This is a genomic window from Marinobacter sediminicola, assembly GCF_031157525.1.
GTDB classification, from domain to species: domain Bacteria; phylum Pseudomonadota; class Gammaproteobacteria; order Pseudomonadales; family Oleiphilaceae; genus Marinobacter; species Marinobacter sediminicola.
The window spans coordinates 45,860-62,938 of sequence record NZ_JAVIXR010000015.1; the positions used below are offsets into that span (position 1 = coordinate 45,860).

30 protein-coding genes are annotated in these 17,079 nt (G+C 53.2%); 1 reads left to right on the forward strand and 29 read right to left on the reverse strand.

What is annotated here, in order from left to right:
• The first annotated feature begins 111 nt into the window (after nt 1-111).
• Nucleotides 112-2,955 carry an excinuclease ABC subunit UvrA gene (uvrA, locus tag RG807_RS16180; RefSeq protein WP_309045824.1) on the forward strand — a complete coding sequence of 948 codons (2,844 nt, stop codon included), beginning with the start codon at nt 112-114 and terminating at the stop codon, nt 2,953-2,955.
• 209 nt (nt 2,956-3,164) lie between these two features.
• Here uvrA and rplQ read toward each other — a convergent pair whose 3' ends face one another.
• From rplQ to RG807_RS16325, 29 genes are all read right to left on the reverse strand, one after another.
• Complete coding sequence (gene rplQ / locus RG807_RS16185; RefSeq protein ID WP_200204912.1) at nt 3,165-3,563, reverse strand: 50S ribosomal protein L17; 399 nt, start codon at nt 3,561-3,563, stop codon at nt 3,165-3,167.
• 33 nt (nt 3,564-3,596) lie between these two features.
• Entirely contained in the window at nt 3,597-4,601 is a 1,005-nt protein-coding gene (locus RG807_RS16190; protein WP_200204913.1) for a DNA-directed RNA polymerase subunit alpha, read from the reverse strand.
• A gap of 35 nt (nt 4,602-4,636) precedes the next feature.
• Nucleotides 4,637-5,257, reverse strand: a complete 621-nt coding sequence (rpsD, locus tag RG807_RS16195; RefSeq protein ID WP_298453361.1) for a 30S ribosomal protein S4 — start codon at nt 5,255-5,257, stop codon at nt 4,637-4,639.
• An 18-nt stretch (nt 5,258-5,275) separates the two neighbouring features.
• Nucleotides 5,276-5,665 carry a 30S ribosomal protein S11 gene (gene rpsK, locus RG807_RS16200; protein WP_044387623.1) on the reverse strand — a complete coding sequence of 130 codons (390 nt, stop codon included), beginning with the start codon at nt 5,663-5,665 and terminating at the stop codon, nt 5,276-5,278.
• 13 nt (nt 5,666-5,678) lie between these two features.
• Nucleotides 5,679-6,035, reverse strand: a complete 357-nt coding sequence (rpsM, locus tag RG807_RS16205; protein WP_200204915.1) for a 30S ribosomal protein S13 — start codon at nt 6,033-6,035, stop codon at nt 5,679-5,681.
• A gap of 142 nt (nt 6,036-6,177) precedes the next feature.
• Entirely contained in the window at nt 6,178-6,291 is a 114-nt protein-coding gene (rpmJ, locus tag RG807_RS16210) for a 50S ribosomal protein L36 (RefSeq protein ID WP_008174902.1), read from the reverse strand.
• Between the two features lie 31 nt (nt 6,292-6,322).
• Nucleotides 6,323-7,645, reverse strand: a complete 1,323-nt coding sequence (gene secY / locus RG807_RS16215; protein ID WP_100641179.1) for a preprotein translocase subunit SecY — start codon at nt 7,643-7,645, stop codon at nt 6,323-6,325.
• A gap of 17 nt (nt 7,646-7,662) precedes the next feature.
• Complete coding sequence (gene rplO, locus RG807_RS16220; RefSeq protein WP_309045825.1) at nt 7,663-8,097, reverse strand: 50S ribosomal protein L15; 435 nt, start codon at nt 8,095-8,097, stop codon at nt 7,663-7,665.
• 1 nt (nt 8,098) lies between these two features.
• Nucleotides 8,099-8,287: a 50S ribosomal protein L30 gene (gene rpmD, locus RG807_RS16225; protein WP_309045826.1), complete on the reverse strand. Its 189-nt coding sequence runs from the start codon at nt 8,285-8,287 to the stop codon at nt 8,099-8,101.
• 4 nt (nt 8,288-8,291) lie between these two features.
• Nucleotides 8,292-8,792: a 30S ribosomal protein S5 gene (rpsE, locus tag RG807_RS16230; protein WP_144780214.1), complete on the reverse strand. Its 501-nt coding sequence runs from the start codon at nt 8,790-8,792 to the stop codon at nt 8,292-8,294.
• 12 nt (nt 8,793-8,804) lie between these two features.
• Nucleotides 8,805-9,152 (reverse strand): 50S ribosomal protein L18, encoded by a 348-nt coding sequence (gene rplR / locus RG807_RS16235; protein ID WP_100641175.1) that lies wholly within the window; start codon nt 9,150-9,152, stop codon nt 8,805-8,807.
• A gap of 9 nt (nt 9,153-9,161) precedes the next feature.
• Nucleotides 9,162-9,695, reverse strand: coding sequence for a 50S ribosomal protein L6 (rplF, locus tag RG807_RS16240; RefSeq protein ID WP_200204919.1), 534 nt, complete (start codon nt 9,693-9,695; stop codon nt 9,162-9,164).
• A 9-nt stretch (nt 9,696-9,704) separates the two neighbouring features.
• On the reverse strand, nt 9,705-10,097 hold the full coding sequence (gene rpsH, locus RG807_RS16245; protein WP_200204920.1) for a 30S ribosomal protein S8: 393 nt from the start codon (nt 10,095-10,097) through the stop codon (nt 9,705-9,707).
• An 89-nt stretch (nt 10,098-10,186) separates the two neighbouring features.
• Entirely contained in the window at nt 10,187-10,492 is a 306-nt protein-coding gene (gene rpsN, locus RG807_RS16250) for a 30S ribosomal protein S14 (RefSeq protein ID WP_041341451.1), read from the reverse strand.
• Nucleotides 10,493-10,505: 13 nt separating this feature from the next.
• The gene (gene rplE, locus RG807_RS16255) at nt 10,506-11,045 is read right to left on the reverse strand and encodes a 50S ribosomal protein L5 (RefSeq protein ID WP_100641171.1); all 540 of its coding nucleotides are present in this window, start codon (nt 11,043-11,045) and stop codon (nt 10,506-10,508) included.
• A 15-nt stretch (nt 11,046-11,060) separates the two neighbouring features.
• Nucleotides 11,061-11,381, reverse strand: a complete 321-nt coding sequence (gene rplX / locus RG807_RS16260; protein ID WP_298453387.1) for a 50S ribosomal protein L24 — start codon at nt 11,379-11,381, stop codon at nt 11,061-11,063.
• Between the two features lie 17 nt (nt 11,382-11,398).
• The gene (gene rplN, locus RG807_RS16265; RefSeq protein ID WP_200204921.1) at nt 11,399-11,767 is read right to left on the reverse strand and encodes a 50S ribosomal protein L14; all 369 of its coding nucleotides are present in this window, start codon (nt 11,765-11,767) and stop codon (nt 11,399-11,401) included.
• Nucleotides 11,768-11,785: 18 nt separating this feature from the next.
• Complete coding sequence (rpsQ, locus tag RG807_RS16270; protein WP_071267344.1) at nt 11,786-12,052, reverse strand: 30S ribosomal protein S17; 267 nt, start codon at nt 12,050-12,052, stop codon at nt 11,786-11,788.
• Between the two features lies 1 nt (nt 12,053).
• Nucleotides 12,054-12,245, reverse strand: a complete 192-nt coding sequence (gene rpmC / locus RG807_RS16275) for a 50S ribosomal protein L29 (protein ID WP_298453395.1) — start codon at nt 12,243-12,245, stop codon at nt 12,054-12,056.
• On the reverse strand, nt 12,245-12,658 hold the full coding sequence (gene rplP / locus RG807_RS16280; RefSeq protein ID WP_100641166.1) for a 50S ribosomal protein L16: 414 nt from the start codon (nt 12,656-12,658) through the stop codon (nt 12,245-12,247). Before rplP ends, rpmC begins: the two co-directional genes overlap by 1 nt.
• A 12-nt stretch (nt 12,659-12,670) precedes the next feature.
• Complete coding sequence (gene rpsC / locus RG807_RS16285) at nt 12,671-13,354, reverse strand: 30S ribosomal protein S3 (protein ID WP_200204922.1); 684 nt, start codon at nt 13,352-13,354, stop codon at nt 12,671-12,673.
• An 11-nt stretch (nt 13,355-13,365) separates the two neighbouring features.
• Entirely contained in the window at nt 13,366-13,698 is a 333-nt protein-coding gene (gene rplV / locus RG807_RS16290) for a 50S ribosomal protein L22 (protein WP_100641162.1), read from the reverse strand.
• 17 nt (nt 13,699-13,715) lie between these two features.
• Complete coding sequence (gene rpsS, locus RG807_RS16295; protein ID WP_298453407.1) at nt 13,716-13,991, reverse strand: 30S ribosomal protein S19; 276 nt, start codon at nt 13,989-13,991, stop codon at nt 13,716-13,718.
• Nucleotides 13,992-14,014: 23 nt separating this feature from the next.
• Nucleotides 14,015-14,842: a 50S ribosomal protein L2 gene (rplB, locus tag RG807_RS16300; RefSeq protein ID WP_200366507.1), complete on the reverse strand. Its 828-nt coding sequence runs from the start codon at nt 14,840-14,842 to the stop codon at nt 14,015-14,017.
• A 17-nt stretch (nt 14,843-14,859) separates the two neighbouring features.
• Entirely contained in the window at nt 14,860-15,153 is a 294-nt protein-coding gene (gene rplW, locus RG807_RS16305; RefSeq protein ID WP_200204925.1) for a 50S ribosomal protein L23, read from the reverse strand.
• On the reverse strand, nt 15,150-15,755 hold the full coding sequence (gene rplD / locus RG807_RS16310; RefSeq protein WP_298453418.1) for a 50S ribosomal protein L4: 606 nt from the start codon (nt 15,753-15,755) through the stop codon (nt 15,150-15,152). The genes rplW and rplD overlap by 4 nt, the downstream gene beginning before the upstream one ends.
• An 11-nt stretch (nt 15,756-15,766) precedes the next feature.
• Nucleotides 15,767-16,405 carry a 50S ribosomal protein L3 gene (gene rplC, locus RG807_RS16315; protein WP_298453420.1) on the reverse strand — a complete coding sequence of 213 codons (639 nt, stop codon included), beginning with the start codon at nt 16,403-16,405 and terminating at the stop codon, nt 15,767-15,769.
• A gap of 75 nt (nt 16,406-16,480) precedes the next feature.
• Nucleotides 16,481-16,792: a 30S ribosomal protein S10 gene (gene rpsJ, locus RG807_RS16320; protein ID WP_041341420.1), complete on the reverse strand. Its 312-nt coding sequence runs from the start codon at nt 16,790-16,792 to the stop codon at nt 16,481-16,483.
• A gap of 192 nt (nt 16,793-16,984) precedes the next feature.
• On the reverse strand, nt 16,985-17,079 hold a 95-nt coding region (locus tag RG807_RS16325), incomplete at its 5' end, for an EF-Tu C-terminal domain-related protein (RefSeq protein ID WP_020411129.1).

A 17,079-nucleotide genomic window follows, 5' to 3' on the forward strand; every position in this document is an offset into this window, starting at 1 on the left:
GCGCATTGTAACAGAAGGTTCCCCAGCGAGGCACAGCTACCACTTACCGACACTTTCGCCGCAGCCGGCGTAACACGGTATAATTCCCGTTTTTTCTCTACGAGAGGTGTTATGGATCATATCCAGATCAAAGGGGCACGTACCCACAACCTGAAGAACATCGACCTGGATATCCCGAGGGACAAACTGATCGTCATCACCGGGCTGTCAGGCTCAGGCAAGTCGTCCCTGGCATTCGATACGCTGTACGCTGAAGGGCAGCGACGCTATGTGGAATCCTTGTCCACCTACGCTCGCCAATTTTTGTCGATGATGGAGAAACCCGATGTAGACCACATCGAAGGGCTTTCACCTGCCATCTCTATCGAGCAGAAGTCCACATCCCACAACCCTCGCTCGACAGTCGGCACAATTACTGAAATCTACGACTACCTGCGGCTGATGTTCGCCCGCGCGGGCGAACCCCGATGCCCGGAGCACGGGCAAGCCCTCGAAGCCCAGACCGTCAGCCAGATGGTGGATCAAGTGCTGGCGATGCCCGAGGACAGCAAGCTCATGATCCTTGCGCCGGTGATCCGCGATCGTAAAGGTGAACACCTGCAGGTTGTTGAGACCATGCGCAGCCAGGGATTTATCCGATTGCGAGTCGATGGAATCGTTTACGACATTGATGATGTGCCGGCACTCGACAAAAAACGTAAACACCAGATTGACGTGGTAGTCGACCGCTTCAAGGTAAAGCCCGGACAGGAACAGCGACTGGCTGAGAGTTTTGAAACGGCGCTGGGTCTTGCCGATGGCATCGCGCTGGTTGCACCAATGGATGCCGACACAGGCAGCGAAGGAGAGGAACAGACCTTCTCAGCGAAATACGCCTGCACACAGTGCGGTTACGCGCTAAGCGAACTCGAACCCAAGCTGTTTTCCTTCAACAACCCGGCGGGAGCTTGCCCTACCTGCGACGGACTGGGCGTTAAACAGTTTTTTGATGCCGAAAAAATCGTACAGCACCCGGAATCCACGCTTGCAGCCGGCGCTATCAAAGGCTGGGATCGACGGGCGGTCTATTACTTCCAGATGCTGGGTAACATAGCAGAGCACTACAGGATAGATCTTGAAACACCCTGGGAGGAACTCCCTGAAGACTTCAGAACGATGCTTTTGTTTGGATCAGGCACTGACGAAATTCCATTTCGTTATGTAAATTCCCGCGGCCAGATCATGGAGCGCGCCCATTCCTTCGAGGGCATTATTCCAAACCTCGAACGCCGTTACCGGGAAACGGATTCCCAAAGTGTGCGCGAGGAACTGGCAAGGCACCTCAGCACCCAGCCTTGCAAGGAATGCGGCGGCTCACGACTTAGGCGCAGCGCTCGCCACGTATTTATTGAAAATCACAACATATCCGACCTCACACGCCTTCCTATCGGCGAAGCCTATACCTATTTCGACGGGCTCGCCCTACCCGGCCGCAAAGGCGAGATCGCCGAAAAAATTACCAAGGAAGTACGCCAGCGCCTGCAGTTTTTGGTAAACGTGGGACTTGAATATCTGACACTGGAGCGCAGCGCAGACACCCTGTCTGGCGGCGAGGCCCAACGAATCAGGCTCGCGAGCCAGATCGGCGCCGGCCTCGTAGGGGTCATGTACATATTGGATGAACCCTCCATCGGGCTTCATCAGCGGGACAATGATCGGCTGTTGAGCACCCTTACCCACCTTCGCGACCTGGGCAACACCGTCATCGTTGTCGAACATGATGAAGACGCGATTCGGGCTGCTGACCATGTTATCGACATCGGGCCTGGCGCCGGAGTTCATGGGGGCCAGATAATCGCCCAAGGCACCCCTGCTGACATTCTTGCCAATCCGGACTCGCTGACCGGCCAATACCTCAGCGGAGTCAAAGAAATAGCCATACCGGCTATCCGACACAGGGGTAATGGTGAAACTCTCACACTGACAGGCGCCACTGGCAACAACCTGCAAGATGTCACGCTGGCACTACCCTTGGGCATCATGACCTGTATAACCGGCGTCTCAGGCTCCGGAAAATCAACTTTGATAAACAGCACGCTCTACCCGGTCGCCGCCGCCAAGCTGAACAAAGCAACCAGCCTGAGCGCCGCGCCATACAGAGGGCTAACCGGCCTCGACCAGTTGGACAAAGTGATCGACATAGATCAAAGCCCAATCGGCCGAACGCCTCGCTCCAACCCGGCTACCTACACCGGCCTGTTCACCCCAATCCGCGAACTCTTCGCTGGAACCCAGGAAGCTCGTTCACGGGGTTACAAACCGGGGCGTTTCTCGTTCAACGTCAAAGGTGGCCGCTGCGAAGCTTGCCAAGGCGACGGCATGATCAAGGTAGAAATGCACTTCCTACCAGACGTGTACGTTCCCTGCGACGTATGCAAAGCCAAACGCTATAACCGAGAGACTCTCGAAGTTCGCTACAAAGGCAAGAACATCAATGAAGTGTTAAGCATGACGGTAGAAGAAGGACGGGAGTTTTTCGATGCCGTACCTTTCCTGGCCAGAAAGCTGCAAACGCTCATCGATGTAGGCCTCTCCTACATCCGCCTTGGGCAGAGCGCAGTCACCCTATCTGGTGGCGAGGCCCAACGCGTAAAGCTTGCCAAAGAGCTCTCAAAGCGTGACACAGGCAAAACCCTGTACATACTCGACGAACCAACTACGGGATTGCATTTCTACGACATCCAGCAACTGCTACACGTACTCCAACGCCTGCGTGATCACGGCAACACCATAGTGGTTATCGAGCACAACCTGGATGTAATAAAAACCGCAGACTGGGTTATCGATCTGGGCCCGGAAGGCGGTTCCGGAGGCGGTCAAATCATTGCAGAAGGTACGCCTGAGGAGGTTGCGGAAAACCCTGCGTCCCATACCGGTCGCTACCTGAAACCAATGCTGGGCCAAAAAGGAAACTAGCACAAAGTATGTTCGGCCTGGGGTGGCGGGTTCATTTTCTGCCGGAAAAAGATGTCTGAGCGAGGCAAGTTATTTTTCCAAAGAAAATGAACCCACCACCCCAGGCCAGCCCCCTACGCAGGAAACACCGAATCAACCACCAAATTTTAGACACAAAAAAACCGGGAACCTTACGGCACCCGGCTTTTTTCGTGGGCTAGCGAACGATATTACTCGTCGCCTTCGTCCACTTCTTCTGCTTCGATGTCCAACGGACGACCTACCAGCTCAACGAATGCCATAGGGGCATTGTCGCCAGCACGGAAGCCACACTTCAGAATACGAAGGTAACCACCCGGACGCTCGTTGTAACGGGGACCAAGCTCATTAAACAGCTTGGCTACCGCCGCGTCGTCGCGCAGGCGAGAAAACGCCAGACGACGATTCGCTACCGAATCTACTTTGGCGAGCGTGATCAAAGGCTCGGCTACACGACGAAGCTCTTTGGCTTTCGGCAGCGTTGTTTTAATCAGCTCATGACCAACCAGTGACGCAGTCATGTTACGAAACATGGCCTTGCGATGCGCACTGGTCCTGCTGAACTTACGACCACTCTTACGATGACGCATTGCTCTGATTCCTTACCTTAAACTAATCGGCAATCAACCGCCCAGAACCCGGTCGTCGCCACGAAGGCTAGCCGGTGGCCAGTTATCAAGACGCATTCCCAGAGACAAACCACGGGACGCCAAAACGTCCTTGATCTCGGTGAGCGACTTCTTACCAAGGTTAGGCGTCTTCAACAGCTCAACTTCTGTGCGCTGGATCAGATCACCGATGTAGTAAATATTTTCAGCCTTCAAGCAGTTAGCCGAACGTACCGTCAATTCAAGATCATCAACCGGACGCAGCAGAATCGGATCAATTTCTTCCTCTTCCTCTACACGCTCAGGCTCTTTTTCATGATCAAAATCGACAAATACTGCCAGTTGCTGCTGGAGAATGGTCGCTGCCCGGCGAATTGCTTCTTCCGGATCGATGGTTCCATTGGTCTCCAAATCAATAACCAGCTTGTCCAGATCGGTACGCTGCTCTACCCGTGCACTTTCCACTGAGTAGGCTACACGGCGAACCGGACTGAAGGTTGCATCCAGCTGCAGACGGCCGATGGCGCGGGTTTCATCTTCGTCGAGACCACGCTGATCAGCCGGCTCATAGCCGCGACCGCGAGCAACACGCAGACGCATGTTCACTTCACCCTTTTCACTCAGGTGACAGATCACATGATCCGGGTTGGAAATCTCAACGTCGTGATCCAGCTTGATATCACCAGCTGTAACGACGCCCGGGCCTTTCTTGCTGAGGGTTAGCTCAGTGTCGTCCCGACCGTTCATTTTGACAGCAACGCCTTTGAGATTCAGAAGAATCTCAATGACGTCTTCCTGGACACCTTCAATCGCGCTGTACTCGTGCAAGACACCGTCGATCTGCGCTTCAGTAACAGCGCAGCCCGGCATCGAAGACAAGAGAATGCGGCGCAGCGCACTTCCCAAAGTATGTCCAAAACCTCTTTCAAGAGGCTCCAGAGTAACTTTGGCGCGCATCGCACTGGATTCCTTCACGTCAATGGTACGAGGTGTCAATAACTCTTGTACTGAACGCTGCATAGACGCCCCTATCTACTATCGTTGCTTATCAGGCTTTACTTGGAGTAAAGCTCGACGATGAGGTTCTCGTTGATGTCGGCCGGCAATTCAGTACGCTCAGGCACTGACTTGTAAACGCCGGACATCTTAGTGGCGTCGACCTCTACCCAGCTCACCGGTGCACGGCTTGCAGAAAGTTCCAGAGCGCCTTTAACACGCAACTGGTTTCTGGCTTTCTCACGCACGCTCACAACATCGCCTGGCTTGACTTTGTAGGAAGGAATATTCACTACCTTGTCGTTAACCAGAATCGCCTTGTGAGAGACGAGCTGTCGGGATTCAGCACGGGTAGAACCAAAACCCATGCGGTATGCAACGTTGTCAAGACGCGTCTCAAGAAGTTGCAGCAGGTTCTCACCCGTTGCACCCTTCAAACGAGCCGCCTCTTTGTAATAGTTGCGGAATTGCTTTTCCAGTACACCGTAAATACGACGAACCTTCTGCTTTTCACGAAGCTGAACGCCATATTCAGACAGACGGCTGCGACGTGCGCCGTGCATACCTGGTGGAGTCTCGATGTTGCACTTGGAATCCAGCGCGCGAACACCGCTCTTCAGAAAAAGATCTGTCCCTTCACGACGAGACAGTTTGCACTTCGGGCCTATATAACGAGCCATAATTCACTGTCTCCTGTGTTAGACGCGGCGCTTTTTAGGCGGACGACAGCCGTTATGGGGAATCGGCGTCACATCTGTGATGTTAGTGATCTTGTAGCCGCACGAATTCAATGCACGAACTGCAGACTCACGTCCGGGCCCGGGACCCTTAACCTCTACGTCCAGGTTTTTAAGGCCGTATTCAGCAGCCGCGTTACCGGCTCTTTCAGCTGCTACCTGCGCAGCAAAAGGTGTGCTCTTACGTGACCCACGAAAACCAGAACCACCAGAGGTGGCCCAGGACAGGACGTTGCCCTGACGGTCAGAAATGGTCACGATCGTGTTGTTGAAGGACGCGTGTATGTGCGCGACGCCATCAACAACGGTCTTTTTCACCTTTTTACGGGTACGTGTACCTGGCTTTGCCATGTTTGCCTACCTGTTACTTACGAATAGGTTTGCGAGGACCTTTACGGGTGCGTGCGTTGGTCTTGGTGCGCTGACCACGGACTGGAAGTCCATGACGGTGGCGCAGACCACGGTGACATCCGAGATCCTTCAAACGCTTAATGTTCATCTGTACTTCACGACGCAGATCGCCTTCAACGATTACCTTACCCACTTCAGTACGAAGTGTCTCAAGTTGCTCGTCGGACAGGTCTTTGACCTTGACGTCCGGCTTAACACCGGTTGCATCGCAAAGCTTCTGGGCTGTTGTCTTGCCAACACCAAAGATGTAGGTCAGCGAGATAACAGCATGTTTGTGATCGGGTATATTGACACCGGCTATACGTGCCATCCAAATTACTCCGCGTTCAAAGCTTTGCTGTGTGAATTTTCCGCCACAAAAATGGGGCGCGAAATAATAGCGCCTGACTCGGCATCGAGTCAAGCGCCATCATTACGAACCTCTTTTGCAACCAGGTTAGTTCCCGAAGGAATTAGCCCTGACGCTGCTTGTGGCGAGGCTCCGAGCAAATGACTCTTACTGAGCCATTGCGACGAATTACTTTGCAGTTACGGCAAATTTTCTTTACCGAAGCGCGTACTTTCATTGTCGACTCCAGTTTTCAAGGGGAACGGGTGTTACCCGTTCCGTCCATAGCCCTTGAGATTGGACTTCTTCATCAGCGATTCATACTGATGCGACATCAGGTGCGACTGAACCTGCGCCATGAAATCCATCACCACGACTACAACAATCAGCAGTGAGGTGCCGCCCAGATAGAACGGAACATTCCCGGCCACCATCAGAAACTGAGGGAACAGAGAAACTGCTGCAATGTACATTGCACCGAACAGGGTCAGACGAGTCAGAACGCCATCAATATATTTGGCTGTCTGATCGCCCGGACGAATGCCCGGTATAAATGCGCCAGAGCGCTTGAGATTATCCGCAACTTCTTTCGGGTTATACATCAAGGCTGTATAGAAGAAGCAGAAGAATACCACCGCTGCTGCAAACAGAATAATGTATAACGGTTGGCTTGGCGCCAATGCCTGGGAAATATCACTGAGCCACTCCATGCCTTCGCCCTGACCAAACCACTGCCCGAGGGAAGCCGGGAACAGCAGAATGGACGAAGCAAAGATGGGCGGGATAACCCCGGCCATATTCACTTTCAAAGGCAAATGACTGGATTGCTGGGCAAATACCCGGCGGCCTTGCTGCCGTTTTGCATAGTTGATAGTCAAACGCCGCTGACCACGCTCCATGAAGACCACGAAGCCCACTACTGCAATAGCAAGAATGCCGATACCCAGAACCACCAACAGGCTCATTTCACCGTTACGAGCCTGCTCCAGAGTCTGGCCTATTGCGCCGGGAAGCCCAGCAACAATACCTGCAAAAATCAGCAGGGAGATGCCGTTACCGACACCACGCTCAGTAATCTGCTCACCTAGCCACATCATGAAGACTGCACCACTGACAAAAGACACAACCGCCACAAAGTGAAAGCTGAAACTATCGTTAAAGGTGACGCCTTGAGAGGCAAGACCAACAGAAATACCAAAACCCTGAACCAGAGCCAGGAGAACCGTACCGTACCGCGTATACTGGCTTATCTTACGACGTCCAGCCTCACCCTCTTTTTTCAGCTGCTCAAGCTGCGGACTTACCGCAGTCATGAGCTGCATGATAATCGAGGCGGAGATATACGGCATGATACCGAGAGCGAAGATACTCATGCGCTCGAGCGCACCACCTGAGAACATGTTGAACATACTCAGGATCGTGCCCTGATTCTGTTCGAACAGTGCCGCCAAACGGTCGGGGTTTATTCCTGGCACCGGGATGTGGGCACCGATCCGGTACACCAGCAATGCCAGGAAGACAAACCAGAGCCTGGATTTCAGCTCAGCAAGTCCTTTTCCCGCGCCCGCAGGCAATGATGCGTTCTTCGCCATTTAGTCCTCGACTCGCCTTAGTCTTCGACTTTGCCACCCGCGGCAGAAATTGCCTCGCGCGCGCCTTTGGTTACACGAAGTCCCTTTACAGTTACTGCGCGGTCAAGTTCGCCGGACAGAATAACCTTAGCTTCGCGAATTTCTTCGCGGATGATGTCAGCCTTCTTAAGCGCTGCAAGATCCACAATATCGCCTTCAACCTTGGCCAACTCGTTCAATCGAATCTCGGCAACATAGCGCTGTTGACGCGATGTAAAGCCAAACTTCGGCAGACGACGAGCCAAAGGCTGCTGACCACCCTCGAAACCAGGGGCAACACTGCCACCGGAACGGGATTTCAGACCCTTGTGACCGCGACCGCCGGTTTTACCGAAGCCGCTACCGATACCACGACCAACACGCTTGGCGGCGGGACGTGAACCGGGTTCTGGACTAAGCTCGTTCAGACGCATCTTAGTTCTCCTCAACCCGAACCAGGTAATCTACCCGGTTGATCATGCCGCGAATAGAAGGAGTATCTTCTACTTCAACGGTGTGACCGATTTTACGAAGACCCAGGCCCTTCACACAAAGCTTGTGCTTAGGCTGGCAGCTGATTGGGCTGCGGGTCAGAGTTACTTTGATCGTATTTGCGTTCGCCATGACTTCAACCCAGAATTTCTTCGACGGATTTACCGCGCTTGGCTGCAATATCCTCAGGCGCCTGTGTCGCCTGAAGACCCTTGATGGTGGAACGTACCACGTTCACCGGGTTGGTAGACCCGTAACACTTGGACAGTACGTTCTGAACCCCTGCAACCTCCAACACAGCACGCATTGCACCACCGGCAATGATTCCTGTACCTTCAGACGCTGGCTGCATGTACACCTTGGAGCCACCATGTTGGGCCCGCACTGCGTACTGCAGGGTAGTACCGTCAAGCGGAATATCTACCATGTTCTTACGTGCAGCTTCCATCGCCTTCTGAATCGCTACAGGCACCTCACGTGCCTTACCGCGACCAAAGCCAACGCGTCCTTTTCCGTCACCGACAACGCTCAGCGCGGTGAACGCAAAAACGCGACCGCCCTTGACCACTTTAGCAACGCGATTCACCTGAACCAGCTTTTCCTGGAGCTCAGGCGCCTTCTGATCGTTAACGCTCATCTTCTCCACCTCTTAGAATTGCAAGCCAGCTTCACGGGCCGCATCGGCCAAAGCCTGTACGCGTCCATGATAACGGTAACCGGAGCGGTCAAATGCTACCTGCTCCACACCTGCCGCCTTGGCACGCTCAGCGATAAGCTGACCAACCTTCTTGGCGGCATCCACGTTACCGGTTGCACCCTGGCGCAATTCCTTATCCAACGTGGAGGCAGTGGCTAAAACCTGACTGCCATCTGCTGTCGTAACCTGGGCGTACATGTGACGCGGAGTGCGGTGAACGCACAAACGTGTCGTACCCAGCTCACGGATCTTCATGCGCACTTTGCGTGCGCGACGCAATCTTTCGTTATTCGCGCTCATAGTCCCGCCTTATTTCTTCTTGGCTTCTTTGCGTCTTACCTGCTCATCCGCATACCGAACACCTTTGCCCTTATAAGGCTCGGGCGGACGGAACGCGCGGATTTCCGCAGCGACGTGGCCAACCTGTTGCTTGTCGATACCGCGAATAACTACTTCCGTATTGGACGGAGTTTCAACGGTAATCCCCTCGGGCAGCTCATAGGAAACCGGGTGAGAAAAACCCAGAGTCAAATTGAGCTTCGTACCTTGCGCTTGGGCCCGATAACCAACACCGACGAGCTGGAGCTTACGCTCGAAGCCTGCGGATACACCGGTCACCATATTGTTGACCAGCGCGCGGGTTGTACCAGCAAGAGCGCGGGACTTTTGGGCACCATCGCGAGCAGCAAAACGCAGAAGATTCTCTTCCTGTTTTACTTCAACCGCTTGGTGAATCGAAAATTCAAGAGCTCCTTTGGAGCCCTTAACACTAATTTCCTGGCCGTTCAGCTTAACCTCAACACCGGAAGGCAGCACGACAGGATTATTGGCAACCCTGGACATGTGATTCTCCTAGAATACGGTGCAGATGACTTCGCCACCCACGCCAGCAGCTCGTGCGGCGCGGTCAGTCATAACGCCCTTGGACGTAGAGACTATCGCGACTCCTAAACCACCGGATACCTTCGGCAGTTCCCCAGCGCCTTTGTACTGACGCAGACTTGGGCGGCTAACCCGCTTGATCTGTTCAATAACCGGCTTACCACCGAAATACTTGAGCGTGATAGTCAACTCAGGCTTAACATCGGCTGTAACGGAAAAATCTGCAACATAGCCTTCGTCTTTGAGAACCTGGGCTACTGAGATCTTCATCTTTGAAGACGGCATCGTAACGTCTGCTTTCGATGCCATCTGTGCGTTGCGAATACGGGTTACCATATCCGCAAGCGTGTCTTGCATGCTCATTGGTATGAGGCTCCTGATCTTTTTAGTTGTGCAGCGGCGCGCCGCACCGCTTACCAACAGACATCCTGACCTAAGCCAGGATACCTATCTTACCAGCTTGCCTTGGTCAGGCCCGGAACGTCGCCACGCATGCCGTACTCACGGAGTTTAATCCGTGAAAGTTCGAACTTGCGCAGAACGCCATGGGGACGACCAGTCACCTGGCAACGATTACGAAGACGCGATGGAGAAGCATCACGAGGAAGCTGCTGGAGCTTCATCTGTGCATCCCAACGGTCATCATCGCTGGTATTTGGGTTCTTGATAATCGCCTTGAGCTCAGCGCGCTTCGCTGCAAACTTCGCAACGGTTTGTTCGCGCTTCAGCTCACGGTTTTTCATTGAAACCTTAGCCATTACTCTCGTTCCTTTATTTCTTGAACGGGAAGCCGAAAGCTTTCAGCAGCTCGCGACCTTCGTCGTCGGTACGGGCACTGGTGGTAATGGTGATATCCAGCCCGCGGATCTTGTCGACTTTGTCGTACTCGATCTCTGGAAAGATGATCTGCTCACGCACACCCATGCTGTAGTTACCGCGCCCGTCAAAGGACTTGGGATTAAGACCACGGAAGTCACGAATACGGGGAACCGCAATGTGAACCAGGCGATCAAAGAAATCCCACATACGCTCACCGCGCAGGGTAACTTTACAACCGATCGGCCATCCTTCACGGATTTTGAAACCCGCAACGGACTTACGCGCTGTAGTAACAACAACTTTTTGACCTGCCAGGCGCTCTAGATCTGCCACAGCATTCTCAATCAGCTTTTTGTCACCAACCGCTTCGCCGACACCCATGTTCAGGGTAATTTTCTCGATACGCGGCACCTGCATGACGTTCTTGAAACCGAACTCTTTCTGCAGGGCAGGTACCACTTCCTTGCTGTACTGCTCTTTCATGTTAAGCATCGTAACCACCACCGCTTACTGGTTATCGACAGCTTCTTTCGTAGCTTTGAAGATCCGCGTCTTCGTCCCGTCTTCCTTAATCTGGAAGCCAACACGATCGGCTTTGCCGGTCTGCGGATTAAAAACAGCTACGTTGGAAGCCTGGATAGGCGCTTCTTTTTCGACGATGCCACCGGGGGTGCCCAACATCGGGTTTGGTTTAGTGTGTTTCTTCATCATATTGATGCCGGAAACAATCACCTTGCCATCGTCCTGAACTTTCAGAACTTTACCACGTTTGCCTTTGTCTTTCCCCGTAGTGACGATTACTTCGTCATCTCGTTTAATCTTTTTCATAACCGGCCTCTGGTCCTTTAAAGTACTTCGGGTGCCAGTGAGATAATTTTCATGAACTTTTCGTTTCGCAGCTCACGGGTAACCGGTCCGAAGATACGGGTACCAATGGGTGCGTCCTGATTGTTCAGAAGTACAGCCGCGTTGCCGTCGAAACGGATAAGCGACCCATCGGGACGGCGAACACCCTTACGGGTGCGCACTACTACAGCCTTCAAGACCTGGCCTTTCTTCACTTTTCCGCGGGGGATGGCTTCCTTAACGGTCACCTTAATGATATCCCCAATGGCGGCATAGCGCCGGTGTGAACCGCCCAGGACCTTGATGCACATCACCTGACGCGCACCACTGTTATCCGCGACTTCAAGCATTGTCTGAGTCTGAATCATGGTTGTTCTCCGGGCGAATTACACCTTGGATGCATGTTCAGTGACTTCCACCAGGGCCCAGCTTTTGGTCTTGGAGACCGGGCGGGTTTCCTGAATGGTCACAGTGTCACCGATATTGCACTGGTTGCTCTCATCGTGAGCATGGATCTTGGTTGAACGCTTCATGTACTTACCGTACAGAGGGTGCTTCACCTGACGCTCGACCAACACCACGATGGACTTCTCCATCTTGTTGCTTACGACCTTGCCGCTAAGAGTTCTGGCAGTTTGGGTAGCTTCGGTCATGTCACTGTCCTGCCTTTTCGTTCAATACTGTTTTCACACGAGCAATGTCGCGCTTCACCCCGGCGAGAAGGTGAGACTGATTGAGCTGACCAGTAGCCTTGCGCATGCGCAGGTTGAACTGCTCCTTCAGGAGATCGATCAGCTCCTTATTCAGCTCCGCGGCTGATTTTTCACGCAGCTCTGTTGCTTTCATCACATCACCGTCCTCGTTACGAAGGTGGTCTGTACCGGCAACTTTGCCGCTGCGAGTGTGAAGGCTTCGCGTGCGATATCTTCAGAAACACCTTCCATCTCGTAGAGCATACGGCCTGGCTGAATTTCAGCCACCCAGTACTCGACAGAACCCTTACCTTTACCCATACGTACTTCAAGCGGCTTACCGGTGATCGGCTTATCCGGGAACACCCGAATCCAGATCTTTCCGCCACGCTTGATCTTACGCGTCATGGTACGACGTGCCGCTTCAATCTGGCGCGCAGTTATACGCCCGCGAGTCGTCGCTTTCAATCCGTATTCACCGAAGCTCACCTTGTTGGCGCGGTGAGCAAGACCGGTATTACGGCCCTTCATTACCTTGCGAAATTTGGTGCGTTTTGGTTGCAGCATAAGATTGCCCCTTTACTTAGAACCTTTCTTCCCAGAGGCTTTCTTGTCAGCACGGACCTGTTCCATACCACCAAGAATCTCACCTTTGAAGATCCATACCTTGACGCCGATTATGCCGTAAGTGGTATGCGCTTCGTAGGTTGCGTAATCAATATCTGCACGCAATGTGTGCAGCGGAACACGACCTTCACGATACCACTCGGAACGCGCAATTTCGGCACCCCCGAGACGACCACCAACCTGAATCTTGATGCCTTTGGCTCCCTGACGCATTGCGTTTTGTACCGCACGCTTCATAGCGCGACGGAACATCACACGACGCTCCAGCTGTCCGGCAACGTTTTGCGCTACCAGGCGAGCATCCAGATCCGGCTTGCGGACTTCTTCGATGTTGATGTGCACAGGCACACCCATCATCTCGCCAACTTCACGACGCAGACGATCAACATCTTCACCCTTCTTACCGATAACAATACCGGGGCGGGCAGTATGGATAGTGATACGGGCGTTCTGAGCAGGGCGCTCGATCACAATCTTGCTAACAGACGCCTTAACCAGACGCTTGTCGAGGAATTCGCGAACCTGAATATCGTTCAACAGGTTCTTTGCGTATTCCTTTTTATCGGCATACCAAACTGAGTTGTGCTCTTTAATCACACCCAGGCGGAAGCCGATTGGATTTACTTTATGACCCATCTGAGCATCTCCTACTTGTCGGCGACCTTGACGGTGATATGACAGGTGCGCTTCATGATTCTGTCAGCGCGCCCCTTGGCTCTAGCCTTGATCCGCTTGAGCGTCGGGCCTTCATCCACCATAACGGTGGAAACCCGCAATTCGTCAACGTCCAGACCTTCGTTGTGCTCAGCGTTAGCGATGGCGGATTCAAGAGCTTTCTTGATAATCACCGCCGCCTTCTTAGGGCTGAAAGTCAGAATGTTCAGGGCGTCCTCAACCGGCTTGCCGCGGACCTGGTCGGCGACAAGACGTGCTTTCTGAGCTGAGAGGCGAGCGCCCTTGTACTTGGCTGCTACTTCCATTTCTATTCCCCTCACAATCAGCGTTTAGCTTTCTTGTCGGCCGAGTGGCCACGATAAGTACGCGTTGCCGCGAACTCTCCCAGTTTATGCCCGACCATATCTTCGGTGACAAAAACCGGCACGTGTTGCCTGCCGTTGTGGACTGCAATGGTCAAGCCAACGAACTCTGGGAAAATCGTGGAACGACGTGACCAGGTCTTAATTGGTCGTTTGTCGTTCGCTTCCAGAGCTGCCTCGACCTTCTTCAACAGATGCAGGTCTATGAATGGACCTTTCTTTAAAGAACGTGGCACAGCATTTACCTCTATGTGGTCGTTTACTTGGCTGAACGACGACGTACTATCATTTTGTCAGTACGCTTGTTCTTACGAGTCTTATGCCCTTTGGTCGGAACACCCCAAGGAGTAACTGGGTGACGTCCGCCAGAGGTACGCCCTTCACCACCACCATGTGGGTGGTCAACTGGGTTCATAGCCACACCACGAACCGTTGGACGCTTTCCGCGCCAACGTGATGCACCCGCTTTACCAAGCCGCTTGAGACTGTGCTCACTGTTGGACACTTCACCCAACGTGGCACGGCAATCTACAAGCACCTTTCGCATTTCACCTGAGCGCAGACGGATGGTCGCGTAAGCGCCTTCCCGAGCTACAAGTTGCACGGATGCGCCCGCAGAGCGAGCCAACTGTGCACCTTTACCAGGCTTGAGCTCAACGCAATGGATCACAGAACCAACCGGCATATTCCGCAGCGGCAATGTGCTTCCAACCTTGATAGGCGCGTCGATTCCTGAGCGCACAGGCTCTCCGATCTGCATACCTTTGGGAGCAATAATGTAACGACGCTCACCGTCCGCATACTTGATCAGCGCGATGTGCGCAGAGCGGTTAGGATCGTATTCAATGCGCTCAATTGTCGCAGGAATACCATCTTTGGTCCGCTTGAAATCTATTATACGGTAGTGCTGTTTATGGCCACCACCAATATGACGGGTAGTGATACGGCCGTTGTTATTACGACCACCCGACTTGCTTTGAGATTCGACCAACGGTTCGTAAGGACGCCCTTTGTGTAAATCCGGGTTGTACAGTTTTACAACGTGACGGCGTCCGGCTGATGTTGGCTTGGTTTTGACGATCGGCATATTACGACCCCTTTACCTTATTCCACATCCAGAAAATCGATGTCCTGACCTTCAGCCAGCTTTACATAAGCCTTACGAATGTCATTACGCTTGCCGAACCCGCGGGCTGTGCGCTTGAGCTTGCCCTTACGATTCAGAACTTGAACACCTTCTACGGTGACGTTGAACAGTTGCTCAACAGCCTTCCTGATCTCCGGCTTGGTGGCGTCCGGGGCAACCCGGAAAACAACCTGACCATGCTCGGCAACCATTGAGGCTTTCTCCGATACGTGAGGCCCTAAAAGGACCTTATAAATACGTTCCTGATTCATCCCAGCATCTCCTCGATCTTCTTCAGAGCGGGAACAGTTACCACGACCTTCTCGTAAGCAACCAGGCTAACCGGATCCAGACCCGCAACATCACGCACATCGACGTGAGGCACGTTGCGAGAAGCCAGGTGCAGATTATGCTCAAGGCTTTCTGTCAGGATCAGGGCATTGGAAAGGCCCAGATCTGCCAGCTTGGACGTGAAGTCTTTGGTCTTTGGCGCATCGACTGCAAAGTCGTCAACCAGAACCAGACGCTCCTGACGAACCAACTCGGAGAAAATAGAGCACATCGCGGCACGATACATCTTACGGTTAACTTTTTGCTCAAAGCCGCGAGGCTTGGCAGCAAAAGTCACACCACCGGAGCGCCAGATAGGGCTACGGATTGTACCGGCACGAGCGCGACCAGTACCCTTCTGACGCCAGGGCTTCTTACCACCACCACTGACTTCTGAGCGGGTTTTTTGAGCTTTGGTTCCCTGACGGCCAGCTGCCATATAAGCAGTAACCACCTGGTGAACCAGAGCCTCATTAAAATCTTTGGCAAATGCAGCATCGGAAACAGAAATTCCCTTGCCACTACCTGTAATAGTCAATTCCATCGAACCGCTCCTCAGGCTTTAAGTGCAGGCTTGATGACAACATCACTGCCAGTTGCGCCGGGGACGGCACCACTAATCAGCAGGAGGTTGCGCTCGGCGTCGACACGGACAACTTTGAGGTTCTGCACAGTTACTTGCGCATTACCCATTTGGCCCGCCATCTTTTTGCCCTTGAATACCTTGCCCGGAGTCTGGTTCTGACCAATAGAACCCGGAGCACGATGCGATAGGGAGTTACCATGCGTTGCATCCTGCATGGAGAAGTTCCAGCGTTTAACGCCACCCTGGAAACCCTTACCCTTGGACTGACCGGTAGCATCTACAAGCTGACCATCTTCAAAGACAGTTGCAGCAATTTCGCCGCCTGCAGCCAGGTCTTCACCTTCGCCGTCAGCCAGCCGAAACTCCCAAACTCCCCGACCAGCTTCTACGCCGGCTTTAGCAAAATGACCTGCCTCGCCCTTGGTAACACGTGACGCACGACGAGTGCCCACAGTTACCTGAACAGCACGATAGCCGTCATTCTCAAGAGTTTTGAGTTGAGTAATGCGGTTAGGATCAACCTCAATTACCGTAACAGGCAGAGCCTGCCCGTCTTCCGTAAATATACGGGTCATACCAGCCTTACGGCCGACAACACCAATTGCCATGTTTCACCTCTAAGTGTACGGGGCTCTCACCCTCTATGGCCTTAGGACAGTTACACAGATCAATACCAGGTGGTATTAACCGAGGCTAATCTGAACGTCTACACCTGCTGCCAGGTCCAACTTCATCAAAGCATCTACTGTCTTTTCCGTTGGCTCAACAATGTCGAGCAAACGCTTATGAGTACGAATTTCATACTGGTCGCGCGCGTCTTTGTTAACGTGCGGGGAAACCAGAATAGTGTACTTTTCCTTCCGCGTCGGCAGAGGGATAGGCCCACGCACTTGAGCGCCGGTCCGCTTAGCGGTATCGACAATCTCCTGCGTCGACTGGTCGATAAGGCGATAATCAAACGCCTTCAACCGGATTCGAATCTTTTGGCTTTGCATGTTGCACCAAACTCCACTCGTAGCAGCTACTAGACTAGTTAGCCGACCTTCAAAAAAAGGAGCCGCATTGTATGCATAATACCCAACCCTGTCAACAGAGATGACTGCTGGCCAGATCGGGACAAGCGGTTGCGACAGAAATCGAAAAAGGGGCTGACCAAGTCAGCCCCTCTTCCTGATGCAACGAGCGTCTTACTCGATGATCTTGGCGACTACGCCAGCACCAACGGTACGACCGCCTTCGCGAATCGCGAAGCGCAGGCCATCTTCCATGGCGATCGGAGCAA

What these genes read in the sequence shown, in the direction of transcription:
- rplW (WP_200204925.1), bottom strand. Translation starts at nt 15,153, where the DNA reads ATGAATCAGGAACGTATTTATAAGGTCCTTTTAGGGCCTCACGTATCG.
- rpsC (WP_200204922.1), bottom strand. Translation starts at nt 13,354, where the DNA reads ATGGGTCATAAAGTAAATCCAATCGGCTTCCGCCTGGGTGTGATTAAA.
- rpsK (WP_044387623.1), bottom strand. Translation starts at nt 5,665, where the DNA reads ATGGCAAAGCCAGGTACACGTACCCGTAAAAAGGTGAAAAAGACCGTT.
- rplR (WP_100641175.1), bottom strand. Translation starts at nt 9,152, where the DNA reads ATGAGCGCGAATAACGAAAGATTGCGTCGCGCACGCAAAGTGCGCATG.
- rpsJ (WP_041341420.1), bottom strand. Translation starts at nt 16,792, where the DNA reads ATGCAAAGCCAAAAGATTCGAATCCGGTTGAAGGCGTTTGATTATCGC.
- rplX (WP_298453387.1), bottom strand. Translation starts at nt 11,381, where the DNA reads ATGAAAAAGATTAAACGAGATGACGAAGTAATCGTCACTACGGGGAAA.
- secY (WP_100641179.1), bottom strand. Translation starts at nt 7,645, where the DNA reads ATGGCGAAGAACGCATCATTGCCTGCGGGCGCGGGAAAAGGACTTGCT.
- rplF (WP_200204919.1), bottom strand. Translation starts at nt 9,695, where the DNA reads ATGTCCAGGGTTGCCAATAATCCTGTCGTGCTGCCTTCCGGTGTTGAG.
- rplD (WP_298453418.1), bottom strand. Translation starts at nt 15,755, where the DNA reads ATGGAATTGACTATTACAGGTAGTGGCAAGGGAATTTCTGTTTCCGAT.
- rpsE (WP_144780214.1), bottom strand. Translation starts at nt 8,792, where the DNA reads ATGAGCGTTAACGATCAGAAGGCGCCTGAGCTCCAGGAAAAGCTGGTT.
- RG807_RS16190 (WP_200204913.1), bottom strand. Translation starts at nt 4,601, where the DNA reads ATGCAGCGTTCAGTACAAGAGTTATTGACACCTCGTACCATTGACGTG.
- rplO (WP_309045825.1), bottom strand. Translation starts at nt 8,097, where the DNA reads ATGCGTCTGAACGAGCTTAGTCCAGAACCCGGTTCACGTCCCGCCGCC.
- rpmJ (WP_008174902.1), bottom strand. Translation starts at nt 6,291, where the DNA reads ATGAAAGTACGCGCTTCGGTAAAGAAAATTTGCCGTAACTGCAAAGTA.
- rplN (WP_200204921.1), bottom strand. Translation starts at nt 11,767, where the DNA reads ATGATTCAGACTCAGACAATGCTTGAAGTCGCGGATAACAGTGGTGCG.
- rpmD (WP_309045826.1), bottom strand. Translation starts at nt 8,287, where the DNA reads ATGGCGAACGCAAATACGATCAAAGTAACTCTGACCCGCAGCCCAATC.
- rplC (WP_298453420.1), bottom strand. Translation starts at nt 16,405, where the DNA reads ATGGCAATTGGTGTTGTCGGCCGTAAGGCTGGTATGACCCGTATATTT.
- rpsH (WP_200204920.1), bottom strand. Translation starts at nt 10,097, where the DNA reads ATGAGCATGCAAGACACGCTTGCGGATATGGTAACCCGTATTCGCAAC.
- rpsM (WP_200204915.1), bottom strand. Translation starts at nt 6,035, where the DNA reads ATGGCACGTATAGCCGGTGTCAATATACCCGATCACAAACATGCTGTT.
- rpsQ (WP_071267344.1), bottom strand. Translation starts at nt 12,052, where the DNA reads ATGACCGAAGCTACCCAAACTGCCAGAACTCTTAGCGGCAAGGTCGTA.
- rpsN (WP_041341451.1), bottom strand. Translation starts at nt 10,492, where the DNA reads ATGGCTAAGGTTTCAATGAAAAACCGTGAGCTGAAGCGCGAACAAACC.
- rplQ (WP_200204912.1), bottom strand. Translation starts at nt 3,563, where the DNA reads ATGCGTCATCGTAAGAGTGGTCGTAAGTTCAGCAGGACCAGTGCGCAT.
- rplE (WP_100641171.1), bottom strand. Translation starts at nt 11,045, where the DNA reads ATGCTTAACATGAAAGAGCAGTACAGCAAGGAAGTGGTACCTGCCCTG.
- rplP (WP_100641166.1), bottom strand. Translation starts at nt 12,658, where the DNA reads ATGCTGCAACCAAAACGCACCAAATTTCGCAAGGTAATGAAGGGCCGT.
- rpsD (WP_298453361.1), bottom strand. Translation starts at nt 5,257, where the DNA reads ATGGCTCGTTATATAGGCCCGAAGTGCAAACTGTCTCGTCGTGAAGGG.
- rpmC (WP_298453395.1), bottom strand. Translation starts at nt 12,245, where the DNA reads ATGAAAGCAACAGAGCTGCGTGAAAAATCAGCCGCGGAGCTGAATAAG.
- rplB (WP_200366507.1), bottom strand. Translation starts at nt 14,842, where the DNA reads ATGCCGATCGTCAAAACCAAGCCAACATCAGCCGGACGCCGTCACGTT.
- rplV (WP_100641162.1), bottom strand. Translation starts at nt 13,698, where the DNA reads ATGGAAGTAGCAGCCAAGTACAAGGGCGCTCGCCTCTCAGCTCAGAAA.
- uvrA (WP_309045824.1), top strand. Translation starts at nt 112, where the DNA reads ATGGATCATATCCAGATCAAAGGGGCACGTACCCACAACCTGAAGAAC.